This is a genomic window from Lentzea jiangxiensis (assembly GCF_900104175.1).
In the GTDB taxonomy this organism is placed as follows: Bacteria; Actinomycetota; Actinomycetes; order Mycobacteriales; family Pseudonocardiaceae; genus Lentzea; species Lentzea jiangxiensis.
Genome location: NZ_FNIX01000012.1, coordinates 175,403 through 197,186 on the forward strand (window position 1 = coordinate 175,403; position 21,784 = coordinate 197,186).

Here is a 21,784-nt window from a genome sequence, read left to right on the forward strand (position 1 = left end):
ACCGACGATCGACTTCACCGGACCCGCAGTTCCGCGTGACCACGAGGATCGGCGAACAGGAACTCGCCACCGAGCTCGCCGCAAGCCTGCGTCGCGGTGGCGGAGCCGTGTTCGAGGTGACCGGGCCGCCGGGTTCCGGTCGCACCGAGGTGGTGCGGCAGGTCGCCGATCACGTGGCCGAGCTGGGTACCCGCCTGATCTCCGTTCGCGCGTCGGCCGTCGAGTCCGATGAGGACGGTGCCGTGCTCACGCGGATCCTGGATGATCTGGGAGTCGGCCCGGACCGTTCGATGGCGGAATCGTGCCGTGTTCTTCTCGAAGCCGCACCCGTCGTGCTCGTGCTCGACGACGCCCAGTGGATGGACGAGGGCTCGGTCCGCTGGCTCCGCGCGTTGCTGCGCAGGATCCACCGGGCTCCGGTGGTCGTGGTCCTGGCCACCGCCGGACTCGGCACGGTGGCGGAGGACGCGCTCGCCGAGCTCGCCGAGGACGGCTCGGTCACCGCACCACCCTGGTACGTCGTTGTCCTGCTCCTGCCCGCTGTGGACGAGGACCGGATCGCGCGAACGCTGCACCTGTTGTCCGAGCAGGACATCAGGTTGCTGCGCGCCATGGCGGTCTGCGGCGGACGCTTCGAATGGTCCGTGGCGCGTGAGCTCGCGGACCTGAACCGCGTGCTCGCCGACCGGGCGATGACGAGGTTGCGCGGTCTCGGACTGGTCTCGCCCGACGAGCCGGCGCTCGCCGGCGGTGTGGCCGGAGCCGTGCTCGCCGCGATGACGGTCGACCAGCGGAACGACCTGCGGTCCACGGCGGTGGTGCTCGGTCACCGGGCCGCGCTCGGTTTCGAGCGGATGAGCGCGATGCTCGTCGACGCACCACCTGCCGGCACGGCGTGGGCTCGGCTGGTGCTCCAGCGGGAAGCCCGGGTGCTGGCCGCCGCGGGGAGGACGGCGGAAGCTGCCCGGCTGCTCGTCAGGGCGCTGAGCGAGCCCGCGGACGAGGCGACGCGCGCGGACGTCCTGATCCAGCTCGCGCAGTGCGAAGTGGACCACGCACCGGATGCCGCTGATCGGCGACTGGTCGAGGTCCTGCACATGACCGGCCCGGCGACGTCCGGCCCGCGTCTGCGCGCGGCGGACCTGGTGGCCTGCCGCGAACGTTTCGGGGTGTCCCGCCGTGCCGTCGAGACCGCGCTCGCGCATCCGGATCTGGTCGAAGGCGAACGCGAGGCGCTGAAAGGCCTCTACTGGTACGTCGTGGGCGTCGCGGGCGAGCCGGGCGAACTCGGTGTCCCCGCCGTGCCGCCGCTCCCGGACTCGCCCGCGGACCCGGTGTGCCAGGGGGTAGCCGCCTGGCGCCTGGCCCGTGGCGGACGCGGTGGCGCGGCTGCCGTGGCACTGGCGACCCGCGCTCTGGCCGTGCGCGGGTCGCTGACACCTCGCCTCGCGGCGGCGGACGCGCTGTCCTGGGCCGCCGAGTACGAGACCGCGCTGGCCGGCGTCGACGCCGTCCTCGTGGACGGCCGGCGGTACGGCGCTCGGGTGGCTGTCGCCGAGGCGATGCTGCTGCGCTGCTCGGTGCGGTTGCGGCAGAGGCGCGTCGTCGAGGCGGCGGAGGACCTGGCCGGCATGGAGGCGTGCCTGCCGCCCGGCGCCCGGCCTCCCCTGCTCAGCGCTCGGCACCTCGTGCTGGAGGTGGTGCTGCTGCTCGCGGCCGGGCTGGTGCACGAGGCCCGCCAGGCGCTGACCCGCGAGGCACCAGCCGAGGTGGTCCACGGCCTGGCGCATGCCTGGCGGCTGTTCGCCCACGGACTGGTCGCGCTGGTGGCGGAACCCGCGACCGCGACCGCGATCTTCCTCGAGTCCGGTCGCTGCCTGCGGGACATGGGTGTGGTCAATCCCGTTGTGCTGCCCTGGCGGTTGCTCGCGGCGATGGGCTGGCGGGCCGCGGGCGAGGTCGCGCACGCCGACGCCCTGATCGACGAGACCTGCGACCTGGTCGGGAGGTGGGGTGTCCCCGCCGCTCTGCGGCACACCCGGGATTTAGTGGACGTGGTGCACGGCATGCCGTCGGGGGATGCCGCCGGAGAGTTCGTGGCGCAGTTGTTCCCCGGCCTCCTCGCCGGGCATCCCGCAGCCGGCTGGAGCTGACCGTGGTCGACGCGCTGCCCGGCCGGGCGACCGGGATGGACCGCCTGACGAAGGCTCTGCGGACGGCGGCTTCCGGCAAGGGTGCGTTCGTGACCGTCCGGGGGCCGACGGGCGCGGGGAAGTCGGCGTTGCTGCGAGCGCTGGCCGTCCAGGCGGCCGGCGCCGGGGCGGAAGTGCTGCGCGCGAGCGGAGCACCCGGCGAACGGGACTGGAACTTCGGTGTGGCGGACCAGCTCCGGCCCGTCCCGGCCGGCTTCGTCGTCATCGTGGTGGACGACCTCCAGTGGGCGGACGAGTCGTCCGTGCGGTGGTTGGCCGACGTCGCCGCGCACGCCCTGGTGGTGGCCGCTGTCCGGGAGGGCGGGCCAGGCGCTGACATCGCGCTTCCCGGCCCCGTGGTGCGGCTGCGGCAGACGAAGCCGCCCGGGTGGTCCCAGCGTCGAGTGGCGGACTTCTTGCGCGGGCAGCCCGAACCGGTGCGGGATGTCGCCAAGGCGATGGCCGTGCTCGGTGACCGGGCCGAGATCGACCTGATCACCGAGCTGGCCGGGCTCGACGACGTCACCGTTGATGCGGTGGTGCGGAGTCTTCGTTCACTGGGACTCGTGACACCGCACCGAAATCCGTGTCTCGTCGATCCAGCGGTGCGGGACGCCGTGCTCGCCACGATGACGGCCTCCGAGCACGACACGTGCCACGCGGCGGCCGCCGTGCTGTTGTTCGGCCTGGGCGATCCGGCGGGGAACGTGGCGGAACACCTCGTCGCGACCGGGTCGGTCCTCCCCGAGTGGGCGGTCGAGGTCCTCCGGGACGCCGCGGACACCGCGCTGCGCCGGGGGGAACGGCCGGTCGCACTGCACTTCCTCCGCAGGGCGGTAGCGGCGGCGGGACCCGAACGTGCCGCGGTGCTGGTCGAACTCGCCGTCGCGGAGTGCGCGACGGACAGCCTGCTGGCGCTGCAACACCTGTCCTACGCGGTCCAGGTGCTCGGGTCGCGCCGGGATCGTGCCGCAGCAGTGCTGCGGATGCCCATCGCGGCTTTCGGTGCGGCCCTGCCGCTGGCTCGGGACGTCATCGGCGACGCCGAGCGGGACGTTCGTGACCTCGGCGACCACGACTTGGCGCTGCGGGTCGAGGCGCGGATGCGGTACGCCGGACACACGGACCTCACCGAACTCACCGAGTCCGCCGCGCGGCTGGAGGAACTCGGGCAGGAACCGAACACGGCTGGTGCGGCAAAACGAGAACTGCTCGCGGTGTTGTCGCACTCGGCGGCACTGGCGGCGCGCCTGCCCGCGAACGAGGTGGCGGTGCGGGCCGGTCATCTCCTCGAGCACGTATCGCCGAGCACCGGGCACGCGGACGAGATGGCACGACTGCTCGTGAAAACCCTGTGCGCGACCGATTCCCCACTTGAGGCAGCCACCTGGACGGATCGGGCGCTCGCCCAGGCGGACTCGCACGACCAGACGTTGCTCCGGGTGAGCAGGTCTCTTGTGGCCGTGCACCTGGGCGATGTCGCCGAGGCGGGGCTCATGGCGAAGACCGCGCTCGATGACGATGCGGGTGAAGGGGCACTCGACTCGGACGCGGTGCTCGCCCTGGCCGTGGTGGCGCTCAAGGTCCAGGACGAGCGGTTGTCCGAGCGTCTGCTCGCGAGCCGCCCGGTTGGAGAAAATCCCTGCAGCGCAGCCGTGTTCGACGTGGTGCGGGGCGTGGACGCGGTTGCCGGGGGCGATGCGTGGGGTGGTCTGCGCCGCCTGACGGACGCGGGCAGTCGGCTCGACCAGCTGGGGTGGCGCAACGTGGTGCTCTTCCCGTGGCGAACCACGGCGGTCGGGCTGTGGCGGCAGCTCGGTGACACCGGTGCGGCCAGGACCCTCGCCGAGGAGGACCACGAACGCGCTGTCGAATGGGGTGCCCCCGCTGGTGTCGGCCGGACCCTGCGCGTGCTCGGCGGCCTGACGGAGGGAGCCGGGGGCGTGGACCTGTTGCACGCGTCCGCGGATGCCCTCTCCACCTCGGCCGACCGGCTGGAGCTGGCGCGCACCCACCTGGCGTTGGGGCTGCGCCTGCGTGACCGGTACGAGCAGACCGCCGCCGAACACCTGCGACGGTGCCACGACATCGCCGTGGAATGCGGTGACCAGCGCCTCGTGAGACAGGCCGGTGCCCACCTGCGCGGCGAGGTCCGGCGCGCGGGACTCACCCGCACCGAACGGGAGGTGGTGACACTCGCGGTGACCGGGCGGTCGAACCAGGACATAGCGCACACGCTTTCGGTGAGCATCAGAGCCGTGGAGAAGCACCTGACGAACTCCTACCGGAAACTCGGTGTCCTGCGCCGTTCGGAGCTGGCCGGCGCGTGGAATCATCCGTTCTGGACTTGACGCTGCCCGGAACGTGCCCGAGTCGCTGTGAGTGTGTTTAAATTCCGGTCTGACGTCCGGGAAACGGCTGATCGACCCAAGATTCCCGGGCAACGCATCTCAATTGGGCCGCACCTTTCAGCGGCGATGTCTCAGTTCGACCGACCCGTCGCGTGGCCGAACCACAGTTTTAAGGGCGATCCGGGGTCGGCTGTTGACCGGGACCTGAAGTCTTTCGTAGCGTCGGGGCCCGTCAGGAATTATCAATCTTCCAGGCAGAACGGCGTTTTTTCGTCCTTTCTGGACGGTCGAGTCGCCGGGCGCGTACTTGAGCGGCGGCCGCGACGACTGCGAACCGGGCAGAAATCGGACCGGCATTTACTCGATTTCGCGCTTGTGCCGCCCGTCATCGTGCGTCGCCGCGCGGATCGTGAAGAACCCCGACGACTGAATGGACTGGTTCGCTTGAGTGGATCCAACCGGTGGGTTGTGCTCTTCGGCTCGTTCGTCGCCTACATGTTCGACGCGCTGGAGATCCTGCTCCTGTCCTTCGCGTTGCCCGTGATCCGTGCCGACCTCGGACTGACGACCACCCAGGGCGGTCTGCTCGCCACCGCGACCCTGCTCGGCATCGGGGTGAGCAGCGTGACCGTCGGCTGGCTCGCCGACAACTACGGCCGCAAGCGGGCGTTGATGCTCTCGCTCGCGGTGTTCGGCGTGTTCACCGCGGCGATCCTGGTGGTGCCGAGCTTCACGCTGTTCGTCGTGCTGCGCTTCCTGGCCGGCATGGGCCTGGGCGGGGTCTGGGGCGTGGCGTCGGCCTACGTGATCGAGACCTGGCCGGCCGCGCAACGAGGCCGGGCGGTCGCGTTCGTGCTCAGTTCGTTCCCGATCGGCGGGGTGGGCGCCGCGCTGCTGTCGGGCGCGTTGCTGCCGAACTGGCGCCTGTTGTTCTTCCTCGGCGGGGTGGGCGTGGTGATCCCGCTGGTCATCGTCGGGGTGTTCTTCCGCGAGTCGGCCGAATGGGCTCAGCAGAAGACCACGCCGGTGAAGGTGACGGAGATCTTCGCCCCGGAACTGCGCAAACGCACTGTGCTCGGAGCGGTCGTCGCCGGGTTCGCGATGTTCGGGGCCTGGGGCGCGTCCACGTGGCTGCCGACCTACCTGCAGGCCGACAAGGGCATCCCGGCAGCGACGGTCGCGCTGTTCCTGACGGTGCTCAACCTCGGGATGTTCTTCGGCTACAACGTCTTCGGCCTGATCGCCGACCGGATCGGCCACAAGAACGCGCTGATCCTGTCGCTGGCGGGGGTGGCGCTGACCCTGCCGCTGTACGTGATCGCCGCCGACCGCACGGCGTTGCTGTGGCTGGGCCCGCTGTTCGCCTTCTTCGCGGCCTACGCGGGCATCTTCGGCATGTACCTCGGCGAGCTGTTCCCGACCAGGGTGCGCACGACCGGTGCCGGGTTCTGCTACAACATCGCGCGCGGCGTCTCCGCGTTCGCACCGCTCACGCTGGGCGTGCTCGCGACCGGCGCGGGCTTCGGCGGCGGTCTGCTGGTGTGCGCGGGCTTCATGGCCTGCGCGGCGATCGCCATGACCTTCCTGCCGGACCTGCGCGGGGCGACCACGGCGCTAGTGCCGGCAGAAGGCGCGCGTACGGCGGCGTCTTGAGCACCTCACTCCGGTGCGACCGGATCGGTGTCACCGGTCCGCCACAGGTAGCTGCGCACCGAGAGCGACGCGGCGCGCATGGTCGCGCGGATGTCGTCGAGGTCGTCACCGGTCAGCTCACCCCGCGTCCGGCCGTGAGCGCGCAGCATCAACCGGGCCGCCTCCAGCAGGCACAGCACGGCGTCCAGCTGCGCGCTGGCCGGCAGCCCGCTCAGGTCCTCGTGCAGGGTCTTGATCAGCGCGTCCGCTGCCGCCGGCGGCGCAGACCGGGCATCGCGCGTCAACGTTGTCACCGTCGTCCCTCACAACTGTTCCGCTGTGGACACAAAACTGAGTCTCCTCCCCCGTTATCTCTGATTGCAGTCCTGACCTGGCTGGCTTCACAGGAATGGATGGGTGTCATGGACAACCGGCAGAACGACCTGCACAAGTGCGAGCACCACCCGGGCTGTGCCCGAAAGCACGGATTCGGCCAGGTGCTCTCCGGTCACGCACGTCCGAGATCGACGGACTCCGCCGAGTACGAAGTGCACCAGTCGACCGGCTGCTGGATGCTCAGCTCCATCCAGGCCAGAATCCTCGAAGGCGTTGCGGCCGGTTTCTCCAGCGGACGGCTGTCCAGGGAGTTGTACCTCAGCTCGAAGACCATCGATTACCATGTCCGAGTCATGTCCGACAAGCTGCAGGCTCCCAATCGCGTCGCATTGGTTTCCAGGGCATACGTCCTCGAGATCCTGCGAAAGGATTCGTGGCCCCCGCGTGTTGCGTGTGAAACCGTGGACTGACGTGCCGCATGCGGTTCGCGCACTCCTGCGCGAACCGCATGTCACGCCTCAACGTCCACACCCATCTCCTCGGCGATGCGGGCCGCCTCCGCCAGGACGGTCTCCACGATCTGCGACTCCGGCACCGTGCGGATCACCTCACCCTTGACGAAGATCTGGCCCTTGCCGTTGCCGGCGGCCACGCCGAGGTCGGCTTCGCGGGCCTCGCCCGGCCCGTTGACGACGCAGCCCATCACCGCCACCCGCAACGGCACCGGGAACCCCTCGAGTGCCGCGGTGACCCTCTCGGCGAGGGTGTGCACGTCGACCTGGGCCCGGCCGCAGGACGGGCACGACACGATGTCGAGCCCCCGCGGCCGCAACCCCAGCGACTCCAGGATCTGGTTGCCCACCTTGACTTCCTCGACCGGCGGTGCGGACAACGACACCCGGATGGTGTCGCCGATGCCCTCCGCCAGCAGTGCGCCGAACGCGACGGAGGACTTGATCGTGCCCTGGAAACGTGGCCCTGCCTCGGTCACGCCGAGGTGCAGCGGGTAGTCGCAGCGGGCGGCGAGCCGGCGGTACGCCTCGATCATCACCACCGGGTCGTGGTGCTTGACCGAGATCTTCAGATCGGTGTAGCCGTGCTCCTCGAACAACGAGCACTCCCACAACGCCGACTCCACCAGCGCCTCCGGGGTGACACCGCCGTGCTTGCGCAGCAACCGCTTGTCCAGCGACCCGGCGTTCACGCCGATCCGGATCGGCACGCCCGCATCTCCCGCGGCACGGGCGATCGCGCCGACCTGGTCGTCGAACTGGCGGATGTTGCCGGGGTTGACCCGCACCGCGGCGCAGCCGGCGTCGATCGCGGCGAACACGTACCTGGGCTGGAAGTGGATGTCGGCGATCACCGGGATCTGCGACTTGCGCGCGATCGTCGGCAGTGCGGCCGCGTCGTCCGCCGACGGCACGGCGACCCGCACGATCTCGCAGCCGGCCGCGGTGAGCTCGGCGATCTGCCGCAGGGTGGCGTCGACGTCGGCGGTGAGCGTGGTGGTCATCGACTGCACCGACACCGGCGCGTCGCCGCCGACCGGTACCGGACCGACCATGATCCTGCGAGAGGTCCGGCGGGTGGCCACCGCGAGTTCTTCCCTGCGCGGCAGGGGCATTCCCAAGGCAACGGTCGTCATCGTTCCTCCCCGGTGCGAACCGGCCAGGTGCCGAGGTCGTCGATGCCCGGCTCCGCGGTGTCGAGGCCGGTCAGCAGTTCCGCCACGGCTCTGGTGATGTCCTGCGCGGTCAGCCCGCAGGCGGCGAGCACCTCGGCCCTGGAACCGTGGCTGAGGAACCGCCTCGGGATGCCGAACTCGCGCAGCGGGGTGTGCACGTCGGCGTCCCGCAACGTCTGCGCGATCGCGGAACCGACACCTCCGGCGCGGCTGTTGTCCTCGACCGTGATCGCGAGCCTGTGGCGGCGGGCCATGTCCGCCAGCGCGGGGTTGACCGGTGTGACCCACCTGGGGTCCACCACCGTCACGCCGATGCCCTGGACCCGCACGCCCTCGGCGACCGTGAGCGCGAGTCCTGCCAGTGCACCGACCGCGACGATCAGGACGTCCATCGAGCCGGAGCGGCGCAGCACGTCGATGCCGTTGAACGTGGCGATCGCGGGCAGGTCATCACCGGCGGGCCCCTTGGGCCATCGCAGCAGTGTCGGACCCTCGTCCCACGCCACCGCTTCGGTCAGCAGTTCGGCCAGCCGGGCGCCGTCCCGCGGCGCCGCGATCCGCAGCCCCGGCACCACCTGCAGCACCGACAGGTCCCACATGCCGTTGTGGCTCGGCCCGTCGTCGCCGGTCACCCCGGACCGGTCGAGGACGAACGTCACCGGGCGGCGGTGCAGCGCGACGTCCATGAGCAGCTGGTCGAGCGCGCGGTTGACGAACGTGGAGTAGATGGCCACCACCGGGTGCACGCCGCCCATGGACAACCCGGCGGCCATCGTGACCGCGTGCTGCTCGGCGATGCCGACGTCGATCACCCGGTGTGGAAACCTGCGCTGCAACGGCAGGAGCCCGGTCGGCTCGGTCATCGCAGCCGTGATCGCCACCAGGTCGTCGCGCCGCTCGGCCAGTTCGACCAGCTTCTCGCCGAACACCGACGTGAACGACGGGGGCGACGCCTTCAGCGCCTGCCCGGTGTGCGGGTCCATCGGTTTGACCGCGTGCCCGAGGTCGAGGTCGTTGGTCTCGGTGTGCCGGTACCCCTTGCCCTTGGCCGTGATCACGTGCACCACCACCGGCCCGTCCAGTGCCACCGCTTCGCGCAGGGCGTCCTGGACGGCGGAGATGTCGTGACCGTCGACGGGGCCGAGGTAACCGAGCCCGAGTTGGCCGAAGACGCCCGGCCCGTGCCCGTCGCGCAGGCCGGTCAGGTGCTCGGCCAGCCCGCCGACGGTCGGCGCGTAGGAGCGCTGGTTGTCGTTGAGCACGATGACGAGCGGCCGGTCCGGCCCGCCCGCGATGTTGTTGAGCGCCTCCCAGGCCATGCCGCCGGTCATGGCTCCGTCGCCGATGATCGCGACGGTTGCCCGGTCGCGCCGGCCGAGATGCGCGTCCGCCCTGGCCAGTCCGTCCGCATAGGACAGTGCGGTGGACGCGTGCGAGTTCTCCACCAGGTCGTGCTCGGACTCCTCCCGGCTCGGGTAGCCGGAGACCCCGCCCGAGCGGCGCAGCCGGTCGAAACCGGCCTGGCGGCCTGTGAGGATCTTGTGCACGTAGGACTGGTGCCCGGTGTCCCACAGCAACCGGTCGCGTGGGGACTCGAACACGGTGTGCAGCGCGATGGTCAGCTCCACCACGCCGAGGTTGGGCCCGAGGTGTCCCCCGGCGGCGGAGACCCGCTCGATCAGGAACGCGCGGACCTCCCCCGCGAGGTCGCGGAGCTCTCCTGCGGTCAGCTCACGCAGCCGAGCCGGGTCGCGCACGGTTTGCAGCAGCGCCATGTCGGACAGTGCTCCTCACGGGGTTCGTCAGGTCGCCGGCCCGGTCAGCTCGGTGACGGCGCGTCCGGCACGCCGGTGAGTCGTGCCGGCGGGGAGAACACGACGTCCTCGGTCGCCACGCGGTGCACGGCCACGTCCGCGTACCCGAGCGAAGCAAGCCGTTCCACCAGCTCGTCGACGAGAACCTCCGGCGCGCTCGCCCCGGCACTCACGCCGACCGTGCTCACGCCGGTCAGCCACGCGGGGTCGAAGTGGGTCACGTCCGGCACCAGTTCTGCCCTGCCGCCGAGCCTGCGCGCCACCTCGACCATCCGGATCGAGTTGCTGGAGTTGGTCGAACCGACCACCAGCACCAGGTCGCACCGGTCGACGACGGCCCTGATGCCGTCCTGCCGGTTCTGGCTGGCGTAGCAGATGTCGTCGGTGGCGGGCCCGCGCAGTTCGGTGAACCTGCGCCGCAGCACGGCGATGATGTCCTTGGTCTCGTCCACCGAGAGCGTGGTCTGGGTGAGGTAGGCGACCGGTGCGTCGGGGGGTAGGTCCAGCGCCTCCGCGTCGGCCACCGTCTCGATGATGATCGTCCGGTCGGGAGCGTGCCCGAAAGTGCCCTCGACCTCCTCGTGGTCCGCGTGCCCGACCAGCAGCAACGTCCGGCCGTCCCGGGCGAACCGGCGGGCCTCCTGGTGCACCTTGGCCACCAGGGGGCAGGTCGCGTCGAGCACGTCCAGCCCGCGTGCGTCCGCGTTCTGCCGCACCTGCGGGGAGACGCCGTGCGCGGAGAAGACGCACACCGCGCCCTCGGGCACCTCCTGCTCGGAGTCGACGAACACGACACCCCGCTGCTGGAACCCGCGCACCACGTAGTGGTTGTGCACGATCTCCTTGCGGACGTAGATCGGCGCGCCGTGCTGTTCGAGCGCGAGGTCGATGATGGCCATCGCCCGGCGCACCCCGGCGCAAAGACTCCGCGGCTCGGCCAGCAGGACCTGCTTACCGCCACTCATTCCCACTCCGTTCCGCGCCACGACGCCCACCTCGGAACGCCTGGCTCCGCGTTGCCTGACAGGGCATCCGCCGGCAGGTGGAACCGAGTCCTTCTCAGGAGGTATTGCCCGCCCCGATGCCGCTTAATAGCCGGACTCCGACACGGCTTTGGTGTCGCACACAGCATCCACCTATCCGGAGAATAGTCCAATCCGGGCTTCACGTGGTCTTCTTTGGGGTTTTTCCCAAAGTCGAACCCGCTCACGCCGCGTCGTTGACACGACCAGGGCCGTCCCTCCAGGATGGAATCCGATAGCTGCCACTCGATTTCGGGGCGGCGCTGCGTTTCGAATCCCAGTCGAATTATGACGGGCACCATGCAACGACCACTGCAGGCCGTTCACCACACTCGTCGGCATCGAGCCCTGGAGAAGTGACCGTGTCGAACATTTCAAGTTCACCTCTGGCAGCGCTGGACCCTCAGGATGAGGTAAGGGTGGTCGGCCAGTACTACGACGACAAGACAGCGAAGCTGGTCCGCAAATACGGACCCGGCCCCAGGATTCACTACCACGTCGGGTACTACCCCTCCTGCGAAACGCCTCCGCACGCCGACGACGCGACGCCCGAGACCATTCGGGACAGCATTCGCCTTCACCAGGAGGGCCTGCTGCGGTACGCGGCGAAGATCTGGGGCGCCGAACACCGGCTGTCGGGCAAGGTCCTGGACGTCGGCTGCGGGCTCGGCGGAGGCTCGCTGTTCTGGGCGCAGGAATACGGCGCCGACGTCACGTCGGTCACCAACGCGCCGGAACACGCGCCGATCGTCAACGGGTTCGCGCGGGAATGCGGTCTGGACGGGAAGGTCCGGGCACTGGTCTGCGACGCGAACCGCCTCACCGTGGACGACGGCCCGTACGACGCGGCGGTCGCGATCGAGAGCAGCGGCTACTTCAACCGCCGTCAGTGGTTCGAGCGCCTGTCGCACGTGCTGCGTCCGCGCGCGAGCGTGTGCGTCGAGGAAGTGTTCATCACCCGCCCCCGCGGGGCCGATGTGTGGGCTGAGTACTTCTACACGAAGCCGGCCACGGTGCGTGATTACGCGGAGGCCGCGAAGGCCGCCGGTTTCGAACTGGTCGACGAAGTCGACGCCACCGCGGAGACCGCGCCGTTCTGGGAGGAGAGCGCCGCCTGGACGAAAGCGTCGCTGGACAGCGACAGCGGCCTTTCGGCAGTGGAGCGCAGGCAGATGAGGATCTCCTTGCTGGCGAACGAGGCGCAGGGCGCCGAATGGCGGGCGGGGGGCTTGCAGCTGGGTTTCCTGCGCTTCGAGAAGAAGTGAGCGACACACCATCGCGCGGGCGCTCGGCCGGGGTTCCCGGCCGGGCGCCCGCGCGATCAGCCGTAGGGCCGGATTCCCGCCACATCACAACGATCTGGAGTTCCTCATGACGCTCGAGCAGTCTCCCGCTCCCAGCGACGTCGCTGACGTGTACGACGGGATCGGTCAGATCTACGGTTCCGCGTGGGGCCCCAACTACCACTACGGATACTGGGAGAACGACGACGACCACAGCTCCATCGAGGTGGCCACCGACCGGCTCACCGACATGATGATCTCGGGTCTCTCCGCCGAGCCCGGCCAGCGGGTCCTGGACGTCGGCTGCGGCATCGGCCACCCCGCGCTGCGGCTCGTCCGCACCAGTGACGTGAACGTGGTGGGCATCTCGGTCAGCCACGTCCAGGTGGCGCGGGCCAACGAGCTCGCGGCCGAGGCCGGGCTCGCCGACAAGGCCACGTTCCAGTTCACGGACGCGATGGACATGTCCTTCCCGGACGGCTCGTTCGACGCGGCCTGGGCGTTCGAGTCGATGTGGCACATGCCCGACCGCGGCCAGGTGCTCTCCGAGATCGCCCGCGTCCTGCGCCCCGGCGGCCGCCTCGCCATCGCCGACGTCATCGAGCGCGGCCCGGTCAGCCCCGAGGGACGCGTGGTCCTGGACCACGTCTGCGAGAACTACGCGGTGAAGTCCCTGGCCACCATCGACGAGTACCGGACGGAGTTGGCCGCCAACGGTTTCGTCGACGTGGAGATCCGCGACATCAGCGCCAACTCCTGCCGCACCCTCGCGGTCATGGCCGACGCCGTGGAGACCGAACGCGACAAGCTGGTCGCCCTGGTCGGCGAGGAGCAGGCCACCTCGCTGCTCGACTTCATGCGCCTGTCCGCGGTCACCCCGGAGCAGGGCTACCTCTACCTGACCGCGACCCGCGCATGACCGGCCAGGACTGACGCACGCGAAACCCCTGCGGGCCTGGGATCTCACGAATCCCAGGCCCCGCAGAGGCGTTTCAGGCAGAGGCGTTCCAGGCGGGGACGTTCGAGCGCCGGCCCGGCCTCACTGCCGCACGCGCAACTCCGTCAACGCCCGGAGCGGGAAGACCGGCCGGTGGCTGGGCGACTGCCCCGGCGCCAGCGTCAAACCCGGCATCCTGACGGCGAGAGCCTGCACCGCGATCTCCAGTTCCGCGCGGGCGAACCCGGCTCCGAGGCAGAAGTGGATGCCGTGCCCGAACGCGAGGTGCGTGGCGGACCGGTTGCCCGGGCTGAACGCCGCGGGGCACGCGTGGGCACGACTGTCCCGGCCGGCCGCGCCGTACAGCAGGAGCAGCCGGCTGCCCTCGGGCAGGTGGACGTCGCCGACCACCACGTCCCGCGTCGCGGTCCGGTACATGCCCGCCAGCGGACTGTCGAACCGCAGCCCCTCCTCGACGAGGTCGCGCGCGGCGATCGTCCCGTCGACGACCTCGGCCCAGCCGCCGGAGGACCGCAACTGCTGGAACAGGATCGTGCCGAGCGCCTCGGCACAGGTCATGTGGCCCGCGAAGATCAGCGTGGGGATCTGGACGGCAACCTCGGCGGCGGTGAGCGTCCGGCCCGACCTGCCGTCGTGGAGCAGCTCGCTGATCAGGTCGTCCTGCGGTGAGGCCAGCCGATCCTGCGCGAGTGAACGGGCGAACGCCCCGAACTCCATCAGCCCGCGGGCGTGCTCGCGCAGCAGATCGGGATCCGTGTCCTGTTGCAGCATCATGAGTTCGATGCGCTGCTCGGACCACAGGCGGCAGCGTTCGAGGTACTCGTCCGGAACCCCGAGGCGTCGGCACATCACCTCGAGCGCGTACGGCACGGCGAACGCGGCGATGAAGTCGAACTCCTCCGCCACGGCGACGCGCTCGGCGAGGTCGGTGGCGATCGCGCGCATCGTGGGTTCGAACGCCCTGACCCTGGCCGGCGTGAACCCGGCGTTGAGCAGGTCCCTGATCCTGGAGTGCTCGGGAGGGTCGAGCGAGCCGACGGCCACCGCACCGGCGCCGCGCCAGGTGCGGAACATCCGGCTCACGTCCTCGGGCAGCGCGACCTTGGGGCGGGGGTTGTGGTCGCGCGCCGAGAAGCTCCGGTCGTCCTTCAGCACGGCGACCATGTCCTCGCGCCGGGTGACGCACCACGCGTCGAGCAGAGGGGCGTAGAACACCGGCTCCGCGTCGCCGATGTCGGCCAGAAATGAGTACGGGTCGTCGCGATGTGCGCCATACGGGTCGAACGGCCTGCCTTCACGCAATTGTCCGGAATCGGCAGTGACAGCCATTTCGCCTCTCCAGCATCAAGTGAACCATTCCCGGCGACGATCAGTGGTGTCGTGTTGTATCGCTCGGCCGCCAGGCCGAGGCAGGCCTGGCGCGCCCGGAGTCGCACGACTCGGTGCCGCTCAGCAGCCACCAATCCACAGAATAGTCCAACCCAGCCTTTCCGCCGTCTTCTTTGGGGTTTTTCCTAAAGTCGAGCCCGGTCACGCCGCGTCGTTGACACCAACAGGAGAAGTCGTTCAGGATACTGATCGGAGCTACCGCCCACATTTCCGAGCACCACCTGAGATCCAGATTGCCCGCAGAGTTTCGGCGTGCCATTCACAAACGCCACGCGTACGGGTCCGACCAGGAATCGGGAAGGCGTGCGACCACCGGAGGAAAATCCCGATGAGCACACTCGACACTTCGTCGACCGGGCTTCAGGCCCTCCTGTCGCCGGGGGCGGTGCGGGCGGCGGTGTTGCCCGTCGTGCGGCAGCAGATCTCCTCACTGGAGCCGACCCTGGCCCGCATCTGCTCCTACCACCTCGGCTTCACCGACGAACACGGTGACCCCAGCGGTGCGGCGAGCGGCAAGCTGACCCGCGCCAGCCTCATGACGGCGGCGGCGCAGGGAGTCGGCCTGCGGCCGGAGGACGTCCGGATTCCGGCGGCGGCACTGGAGTTGCTGCACAACTCGACGCTGGTCCACGACGACATCATCGACGCGGACGAGCTGCGTCGCGGCCGTCCTGCGGCGTGGAAGGTTTTCGGCGTCGGTCCGGCCATCCTGGCCGGGGACGCGCTGCAGGCTCTGGCCCTGCAGATGGTCGTCGACGACCCGGGACCCTGCCGCGCGGAGATCTCCAGCGCGTTCGCCGAAGCACTCCGCCTCGTTCTCTCCGGCCAGTCCCGCGAGCTCACCGTCCGGCTGGGTTCGGGCACCGGCATCGCGGAGTACGACCGGATCCTCGAGGAGAAGACGTCCGCGCTGCTGCAGTGCGCACTGGTGACGCCCGCACTGCGGGCGGGCAGCCCGGAGCACGTCCTGACCGCCCTGCGCGGCGCGGGCAGGCATCTGGGGCTCGCCTTCCAGATCTTCAACGACGTCGAGGACGTCTGGGGCGACCCCGCGGTGACCGGCAAGCCCGTCCGGGGCGACATCGGGCGACGCAACCCGTCCTTCCCGGTGCTGGCGGGGTTGTCCGCCGGTGGCCCGCCCAGCGAGCGGCTGCGGGAGCTGTGGCACTCCGACGGCACCTCGGCGGCGCACCTGCAGGAGATGGCCGACCTGATCGAGGAGTCCGGCGGCCGCCACCGGGCCGAGCAGCGGTCCCGCAACCACCTCGAGTCGGCCCTGGAGGACCTCGGGCGGGCCGGCCTGTCCCCCGCCGCGACCGCCGAGCTGACCGCCTTGTTCGACCGCATCGTCAACCGCACGGCATGACCCGTGACTCCCGGAGGTCGTCAGTGAGTACCCCGGTTCAACTGCCTCTCGAGCAGGCGAACGTGCTGCAACTCGCGCCAGGGCTGCGCGAGCTCCAGTCCCAGGGCACGGTCCACCGGGTGCGCACTCCCGACGGCGTCGAGGCCTGGCTCGTCACGGGCCACGCCGAGGTGCGGCAGCTGCTCGACGACGACCGGCTCAGCCGCTCGAACCCCGACCCGGCGGCGCCGAAGGACGGCGGGTCGGCGCTTCTCGCCAGCCTGCTGGGCGGCTTCGCCACCGACCACGTCCGGATGCGCGCCCTGCTGGAGCCGCACTTCGCGCCCGCGCGGATGGCGGAGCTGCGGCCTTACGTCGAGAAGCAGACCGGGCAGCTGCTGGACGCGATGGCCGCGCGGCGACCACCGGTGGACCTGCGCCAGGCAGTGGCGCTCTCGCTGCCGATCCAGGTGATGTGCGAGTGGCTGGGCGTGCCGCAGGAGGACAAGGACGAGTTCGGCGAGTGGACGCAGGACGCCGCCAATGTCGGCGACCCGGTCAGGTCGAAGCAGGGGCTGGGCGGGTTGTTCGGCTACTGCAAGCGACTCATCGCCGACAAGCGGCAGAACCCCGGCGACGACGCGATCTCCAGGATCTGCGCGACCGAGGGCATCACCGACGACGAGGTCCTCGGACTGACGGCTTTGTTGCTGTTCGGCGGTTATGAGACCACGGTGGCCCGGATCGGCACCTGCGTGTCGCTGTTGCTGGCGAACCCCGAGCAGTGGCAGGCGTTGCTCGACGACCCGGGCCTCGTTCCCGCCGCCGTCGAGGAGACCCTGCGCAGGTCGATGCCGAACCCGCACAACGGCGGCATGCCCCGGTACGCGGTGACGGATTTCGAGATCGGCGGGGTCACCATCCGGACCGGCGACTTCGTGCTGCTGAACGTCATCGCGGCCAACCACGACGAGACGGCCTTCACCGACCCCGACCGCGTCGATGTCACGCGCGACACCGCGGCCAGCCTCGCGTTCGGCCACGGCGCCTACGACTGCGTGGGCGCGGCGCTGGCGCGGATGCAGCTGCAGGTGGTGCTCGCCCAGCTCGTCGCGCGATTCCCGACCCTGCGCCCGGCCGTCGGCGTGGAGGAGTTGAGGCTGCGCCACGACACGCTGATCGGCGGTCTGGTCGAACTCCCGGTGACCTGGTGATTGGGAACCTGATGCTGCACAAGATATCCGCGGGCGTCGTCACGAAGAGCCCGGACTCGATCCGCTCGTACCTGCTGTTGATGCGACTGGACAGGCCGACGGGGTACCTCCTCTACCTGCTGCCGGCGCTGTGGGCCGTCGTCCTCGCCTCAGGGGAACGGTCACAGCTGTGGGCGGACCTGCCGGCTGTGGCGGCCGTCGCCGTCGCAGCCGTGCTGATCCGCGGCTTCGCCTGCGCGGTCAACGACGTGATCGACAAGGAGATCGACGCGCGCGTCGCCCGCACCGTGTCCCGTCCCGTCGCGGCGGGGACGGTCAGCGTCCGCAACGCGATCCTGTGGGCGGCCGCACAGGCCCTGGTCGGGTTGCTGGTCCTCGCGGTGGCGAACGTCGAGACGGCCCTGGTCGCTCTGGCCACCTACCCGTTGATCATCGCGTACCCCTTCATGAAGCGCTTCTTCGTCTGGCCCTCGGCGTTCCTCGGGCTGGTGATGAGCACGTACGTGTTCGTCGGCTGGACGGCGGCGACCGCGAACGCCGACTACCCGCCGGCGGTGTACGGCCTGTACGCCGCCGGGACCTTCTGGACCCTGATCCACGACGCGATCTACTCCCACCAGGACAAGGAGTACGACCGGAAGATCGGGGTCAGGTCGTCGGCTCTGCTGTTCGGCGACGCCACCAAGGCGTGGCTGGCGGTCTTCGCCGTGCTCAGCGTCGCCGGTGTGCTGTGGGCCGGTTCCCAGGCCTCGATCGGGTGGGCGTTCCACCTCGTCGTCGTGCTCGCGGGGATCTACCTGGCCTACCTGATCGCACGTGTGGACCTGGACGATCCGAAGGCGTGCTGGGACACCTTCGTCGCCAACACCTACTACGGCTGGATCGTTCTCGCGGCCGTGCTCGCCGGGCAGTTCACATGAACGACGTGACTGACTCGATGTGGCGGGGAAGCGCCGTCGACCTGGACGCCTACCTGACCCGCGTGGGCCACGGGGGCGGCGTGGCCGCGGACCTCTCCACGCTGCGGGCACTGCACACCGCCCATGTCGGCGCGATCCCCTTCGACAACCTCGACGCGCTGCTCGGGCGCACGGCGGTGCCGCTGGACGTGGACAGCGTCCAGGAGAAGATCGTGCGGCAGGGCCGCGGAGGCTGGTGCCTGGAACAGGTCGTGCTGATGGCGGCCGTGCTGGACCGCATCGGGTTCACGTTCACGGCGTTCGCCGGCAGGACGCGGATCCGCACCGGCAACAAGTTCGGGCCGGCCCTGCACGTGGCCCTGCTGGTGGAGCTGGACGGCGAACGCTGGCTCCACGACGTGAGTTTCGGTGCCCACGGGCTGCACGAGCCGATCCGGCTCGCGGAGAACGCGCGGCTGGACGGCGACTGGTCGTTCGACCTCGTGCGCGAACCGACCGGTGAACACGTGCTGCGGTTCCTGCGGCCGGAGGGACCGGCGGAGCTCTACGGCTTCACCACGGACGCGCGCTACCCGTCGGACTTCGAGCTCCTCAACCACTTCTGCCTCACGCACCCGCGCTCACCGTTCAACCACCGGATGATCCTCCAGCGCACGCGGCCCGGGGTGCGGCACCTCCTCGCCGGCACCGTGCTCGCCGAGATCCGGCCGGGCGAGCCGACCGCGTTCCGCGAGCTCGACGACACCGAGGCCCTGTCCGCTCCCGAGGAGATCTTCGGGATCACCTTGGAGCCGGACGACATCCAGACTCTTCGGAAGACCTTGGCCGGCCCATGACGCGCACACTTCTGGTGGACAACTACGACTCGTACACCTACAACCTGTTCCAGCTGATCGCCGGGATCAACGGCCGCGAGCCGACGGTCGTGGTCAACGACGACCCGGCACTGCTCGACCTGCGGCTGGAGGACTTCGACAACATCGTCGTCTCCCCCGGTCCCGGCCGGCCGCAGAACTCCCGCGACATCGGCCTCGTCGAAGACCTGCTGCGCCGCACCACGTTGCCGGTGCTGGGGGTCTGCCTCGGACACCAGATCATCGGGCACCTGGCGGGCGCGGCCGTGTCCGCCGCGCCCGAGCCGCGGCACGGGCACCTCGCCAAGGTCTCCCACGACGGCGACCCGTTGTTCGCCGGGGTGCCCGGTGAGTTCGTCGCGGTGCGCTACCACTCGCTCAGCGTGCAGGAGCCCCTGCCGGAGGAGCTCGTCCCGATCGCGTGGGCGGACGACGGCGTGCTGATGGCGTTGCGGCACAGGGACCTGCCGCAGTGGGGTGTGCAGTTCCACCCCGAGTCGGTCGCCTCCGGGTACGGCAGGGAGATCCTGCGGAACTTCGCCGAGCTGAGCCGCCAGGCCCGCAGCTCCCCGGCCGGGGAGCTGGGTCTCGTCAGCACCGTCGTCCCGACCGCCGTCGACGCCGAGTCCATCTTCCTGGAACTGTTCGACGGCAACCCCCACTGCTTCTGGCTCGACAGCAGCCGGGTCGAGCAGGGGCTGTCCCGGTTCTCGTTCCTGGGCGACACCTCCGGGCCGCTCAGCGAGGTCGTGACGTACCGCACCGGCAGCGGGACGGTGGAGGTGCGCGACGCCGGTGGGGTGCGCGACGTCCCCGGCACCGTGTTCGACTTCCTGGAACAGCGGCTGCGCGAGCGGCGCATTCCCGACACGACCCTGCCCTTCGACCTGACCGGTGGGTACGTCGGTTACTTCGGGTACGAGCTCAAGGCGGAATGCGGCGCCGCGGACCGCCACAGCGCCGAAACTCCGGACGCCGCCTGGATGTTCGCCGACCGGATCGTCGCGATCGACCACCAGGAGGGGCTGACCTACCTGGTCGCCGTGCACGACGGGGCGACCAGGCGCGACGCCCGGGAGTGGGTGGACCGGACGGCGACCGTCCTCACCGGACTCAGTCCGTCCGGTGACGAACCCCCGGGGGAACCGTGCGCGCCTCCTGATGCCGAGGAGCACCTCGTCCGCGACCGGGACCGGTATCTGGCGGACATCGAGGAGTGCCGGCGGCAGCTGCGCCTGGGCGAGAGCTACGAGATCTGCCTGACCAACAAGCTGCACCTGCCGTTCCACGACGACGACTCCTCGTTCTACCGGCGGCTGCGCCGGGCGAACCCGGCGCCGTACGCCGCGCTGGTGCGCCTCGGTGACGTCTCGGTCTTCTGCTCCTCACCCGAACGGTTCCTGCGCATCGAGCGGGATCGCACGGTCACCAGCAAACCGATCAAGGGCACCGCCCCCCGCGACGCCGATCCCGTGCGCGACGCCGAGATCGCCGCCACCCTCGCGTCGAGCGCCAAGACGCAGGCCGAGAACCTGATGATCGTCGACCTGCTGCGCAACGACCTGGGCCGGGTGTGCGAGGTGGGCAGCATCGACGTCGACCCGTACCTGGCCGTCGAGAGCTACCAGACCATGCACCAGCTGGTCTCCACCGTCCACGGCCGGCTCAAGGACGGGGTCAGCGCGATGGACGGCGTCCGGCAGTGCTTCCCCGGCGGCTCGATGACCGGGGCGCCGAAGCTGCGCACCATGGAGATCATCGACGGTCTGGAGACGGAGGCCAGGGGCGTGTACTCCGGCACCCTCGGCTACTTCGGCCTCTCCGGCGGCACCGACCTGAACATCGTGATCCGCACCGCTGTCCGCGTCGGTGACCGGTTGAGCATCGGTGCGGGCGGGGCGATCGTGCTCGACTCCGACGCGCAGGACGAGTACGAGGAGATGCTGCTCAAGGCGGCGGCATCACTTCGTGCGTGGCGTGCTCCCGCGGTGTCGGACGCGGGCGGCTCCCCGCCATGAGCGCCGACCGGCGGTGGTGGGACGACGACGGCGGGTGGTCGCCGTCCGACGCCACCGGGGCGGTGCGGGTCATCGACTCGTGGCTCGTGGACGAGGGCCGGGTCCGGGGACTCGGCCGGCACGCCCGGCGCTTCGGTGCGGCCTGCTCCCGGTTCGCCGGACCGGCAGCGGACGGGTTCCTGCGGGCGGTCGCCGAGTCGGTGCCGGCACGGGGCCGGTGGTTCCCGCGCGTCGAACTCGTGGAGACCTGCTCCCGGACCCGGCTGCGGCTGTGGCTGCGGCCCGCTCCCCCGCGCACCGAATCGGTCAGGGTGTGGAACTCGGGACCCGACCGCCGGCGCCTCCCCGCCGTCAAGGGCATCGACCTCGACCACCTGACCGCCCTGCGCGCTGCCGCGGCCGAGGCGGGAGCGGACGAGGCGGTGCTGCTCTCGCCGGAGGGGCACGTGCTCGAAGGCTCCACCACCAGCATCGTCTGGTGGCGCGGCGACACGCTCTGCGGGCCACCACCGGGCCTCGTGCTGCCCGGGGTCACCCGCGCTCTGCTGGAAGAGCTCGCCGTGGACTCCGGGCATCCGGTCGTCACCGAGCAGGCCACCGCGCGGGATCTCGCGGACGTTCCTGTGTGGGCGGTGAACGCCCTGCACGGCGTCCGGCCCGTCACCGCGGGGCTGGGCCGTTTCCACGAGGCGGACCTGGCGGTGGCCGGGCGCTGGCAGTCGCGCCTGGAGGCACTCTCCTCGATCCCCGTGCCGATCACGTGAAGGAG

General features: G+C 70.4%; 17 protein-coding genes. 12 read left to right on the top strand and 5 right to left on the bottom strand.

The features are described 5' to 3' along the window. Positions 1–35 precede the first annotated feature (35 nt). The 3 genes from BLQ91_RS27165 to BLQ91_RS27175 all read left to right on the top strand — a co-directional run bounded on the left by BLQ91_RS27165 (position 36) and on the right by BLQ91_RS27175 (position 6,196). Positions 36–2,153: an ATP-binding protein gene (locus BLQ91_RS27165; RefSeq protein ID WP_090101097.1), complete on the top strand. Its 2,118-nt coding sequence runs from the start codon at positions 36–38 to the stop codon at positions 2,151–2,153. Positions 2,154–2,155: 2 nt separating this feature from the next. Then, positions 2,156–4,543: a LuxR family transcriptional regulator gene (locus tag BLQ91_RS27170; protein ID WP_090101099.1), complete on the top strand. Its 2,388-nt coding sequence runs from the start codon at positions 2,156–2,158 to the stop codon at positions 4,541–4,543. 444 nt (positions 4,544–4,987) lie between these two features. After that, positions 4,988–6,196: an MFS transporter gene (locus BLQ91_RS27175; RefSeq protein WP_090101101.1), complete on the top strand. Its 1,209-nt coding sequence runs from the start codon at positions 4,988–4,990 to the stop codon at positions 6,194–6,196. Between the two features lie 5 nt (positions 6,197–6,201). On the opposite strand, the gene BLQ91_RS27180 is transcribed toward BLQ91_RS27175, so the two are convergent. Beyond that, positions 6,202–6,489, bottom strand: coding sequence for a hypothetical protein (locus BLQ91_RS27180; protein WP_143022831.1), 288 nt, complete (start codon positions 6,487–6,489; stop codon positions 6,202–6,204). Between the two features lie 108 nt (positions 6,490–6,597). On the opposite strand from BLQ91_RS27180, the gene BLQ91_RS27185 reads away from it, so the two are divergent. Then, complete coding sequence (locus BLQ91_RS27185; protein WP_218130423.1) at positions 6,598–6,981, top strand: LuxR C-terminal-related transcriptional regulator; 384 nt, start codon at positions 6,598–6,600, stop codon at positions 6,979–6,981. Between the two features lie 41 nt (positions 6,982–7,022). Here BLQ91_RS27185 and ispG read toward each other — a convergent pair whose 3' ends face one another. From ispG to ispH, 3 genes are read right to left on the bottom strand one after another with little or no spacing between them, the layout of a single operon-like run. Beyond that, positions 7,023–8,159 carry a flavodoxin-dependent (E)-4-hydroxy-3-methylbut-2-enyl-diphosphate synthase gene (ispG, locus tag BLQ91_RS27190; RefSeq protein WP_090101108.1) on the bottom strand — a complete coding sequence of 379 codons (1,137 nt, stop codon included), beginning with the start codon at positions 8,157–8,159 and terminating at the stop codon, positions 7,023–7,025. Continuing rightward, positions 8,156–9,973, bottom strand: a complete 1,818-nt coding sequence (locus BLQ91_RS27195) for a 1-deoxy-D-xylulose-5-phosphate synthase (protein WP_090101111.1) — start codon at positions 9,971–9,973, stop codon at positions 8,156–8,158. The genes ispG and BLQ91_RS27195 overlap by 4 nt, the downstream gene beginning before the upstream one ends. 44 nt (positions 9,974–10,017) lie before the next feature. Next, positions 10,018–10,977: a 4-hydroxy-3-methylbut-2-enyl diphosphate reductase gene (ispH, locus tag BLQ91_RS27200; protein ID WP_090101113.1), complete on the bottom strand. Its 960-nt coding sequence runs from the start codon at positions 10,975–10,977 to the stop codon at positions 10,018–10,020. A 413-nt stretch (positions 10,978–11,390) separates the two neighbouring features. Here ispH and BLQ91_RS27205 point away from each other — a divergent pair, with 413 nt between their 5' ends. Together BLQ91_RS27205 and BLQ91_RS27210 are read left to right on the top strand one after the other, a co-directional pair. Continuing rightward, positions 11,391–12,299, top strand: coding sequence for an SAM-dependent methyltransferase (locus tag BLQ91_RS27205; RefSeq protein ID WP_218130424.1), 909 nt, complete (start codon positions 11,391–11,393; stop codon positions 12,297–12,299). Between the two features lie 106 nt (positions 12,300–12,405). Further along, positions 12,406–13,236: a methyltransferase domain-containing protein gene (locus BLQ91_RS27210; protein WP_090101115.1), complete on the top strand. Its 831-nt coding sequence runs from the start codon at positions 12,406–12,408 to the stop codon at positions 13,234–13,236. Positions 13,237–13,356: 120 nt separating this feature from the next. Here BLQ91_RS27210 and BLQ91_RS27215 read toward each other — a convergent pair whose 3' ends face one another. Then, positions 13,357–14,604: a cytochrome P450 gene (locus BLQ91_RS27215; RefSeq protein WP_090101117.1), complete on the bottom strand. Its 1,248-nt coding sequence runs from the start codon at positions 14,602–14,604 to the stop codon at positions 13,357–13,359. Positions 14,605–14,992: 388 nt separating this feature from the next. Between BLQ91_RS27215 and BLQ91_RS27220 the strand changes: the two genes are divergently transcribed. The 6 genes from BLQ91_RS27220 to BLQ91_RS27245 all read left to right on the top strand — a co-directional run bounded on the left by BLQ91_RS27220 (position 14,993) and on the right by BLQ91_RS27245 (position 21,779). After that, positions 14,993–16,030 (top strand): polyprenyl synthetase family protein, encoded by a 1,038-nt coding sequence (locus BLQ91_RS27220; protein ID WP_218130425.1) that lies wholly within the window; start codon positions 14,993–14,995, stop codon positions 16,028–16,030. A gap of 62 nt (positions 16,031–16,092) precedes the next feature. Then, positions 16,093–17,223: a cytochrome P450 gene (locus BLQ91_RS27225; protein WP_245733832.1), complete on the top strand. Its 1,131-nt coding sequence runs from the start codon at positions 16,093–16,095 to the stop codon at positions 17,221–17,223. Positions 17,224–17,234: 11 nt separating this feature from the next. After that, positions 17,235–18,143, top strand: coding sequence for a UbiA family prenyltransferase (locus tag BLQ91_RS27230; RefSeq protein WP_090101191.1), 909 nt, complete (start codon positions 17,235–17,237; stop codon positions 18,141–18,143). Continuing rightward, positions 18,140–18,979, top strand: coding sequence for an arylamine N-acetyltransferase family protein (locus BLQ91_RS27235; RefSeq protein WP_245733833.1), 840 nt, complete (start codon positions 18,140–18,142; stop codon positions 18,977–18,979). Before BLQ91_RS27230 ends, BLQ91_RS27235 begins: the two co-directional genes overlap by 4 nt. Then, positions 18,976–21,015 carry an aminodeoxychorismate synthase component I gene (pabB, locus tag BLQ91_RS27240; RefSeq protein WP_090101121.1) on the top strand — a complete coding sequence of 680 codons (2,040 nt, stop codon included), beginning with the start codon at positions 18,976–18,978 and terminating at the stop codon, positions 21,013–21,015. Before BLQ91_RS27235 ends, pabB begins: the two co-directional genes overlap by 4 nt. Further along, the gene (locus BLQ91_RS27245; RefSeq protein WP_218130426.1) at positions 21,012–21,779 is read left to right on the top strand and encodes an aminotransferase class IV; all 768 of its coding nucleotides are present in this window, start codon (positions 21,012–21,014) and stop codon (positions 21,777–21,779) included. The genes pabB and BLQ91_RS27245 overlap by 4 nt, the downstream gene beginning before the upstream one ends. The last annotated feature ends 5 nt before the right edge of the window (positions 21,780–21,784 follow it).

Bases quoted from the DNA above. Each gene is read 5' to 3' on its own strand.
- BLQ91_RS27185 (WP_218130423.1), top strand. From the start codon at position 6,598: ATGGACAACCGGCAGAACGACCTGCACAAGTGCGAGCACCACCCGGGC.
- ispG (WP_090101108.1), bottom strand. From the start codon at position 8,159: ATGACGACCGTTGCCTTGGGAATGCCCCTGCCGCGCAGGGAAGAACTC.
- BLQ91_RS27195 (WP_090101111.1), bottom strand. From the start codon at position 9,973: ATGGCGCTGCTGCAAACCGTGCGCGACCCGGCTCGGCTGCGTGAGCTG.
- ispH (WP_090101113.1), bottom strand. From the start codon at position 10,977: ATGAGTGGCGGTAAGCAGGTCCTGCTGGCCGAGCCGCGGAGTCTTTGC.
- BLQ91_RS27210 (WP_090101115.1), top strand. From the start codon at position 12,406: ATGACGCTCGAGCAGTCTCCCGCTCCCAGCGACGTCGCTGACGTGTAC.
- BLQ91_RS27215 (WP_090101117.1), bottom strand. From the start codon at position 14,604: ATGGCTGTCACTGCCGATTCCGGACAATTGCGTGAAGGCAGGCCGTTC.
- BLQ91_RS27220 (WP_218130425.1), top strand. From the start codon at position 14,993: ATGAGCACACTCGACACTTCGTCGACCGGGCTTCAGGCCCTCCTGTCG.
- BLQ91_RS27230 (WP_090101191.1), top strand. From the start codon at position 17,235: ATGCTGCACAAGATATCCGCGGGCGTCGTCACGAAGAGCCCGGACTCG.
- BLQ91_RS27235 (WP_245733833.1), top strand. From the start codon at position 18,140: ATGAACGACGTGACTGACTCGATGTGGCGGGGAAGCGCCGTCGACCTG.
- pabB (WP_090101121.1), top strand. From the start codon at position 18,976: ATGACGCGCACACTTCTGGTGGACAACTACGACTCGTACACCTACAAC.
- BLQ91_RS27245 (WP_218130426.1), top strand. From the start codon at position 21,012: ATGAGCGCCGACCGGCGGTGGTGGGACGACGACGGCGGGTGGTCGCCG.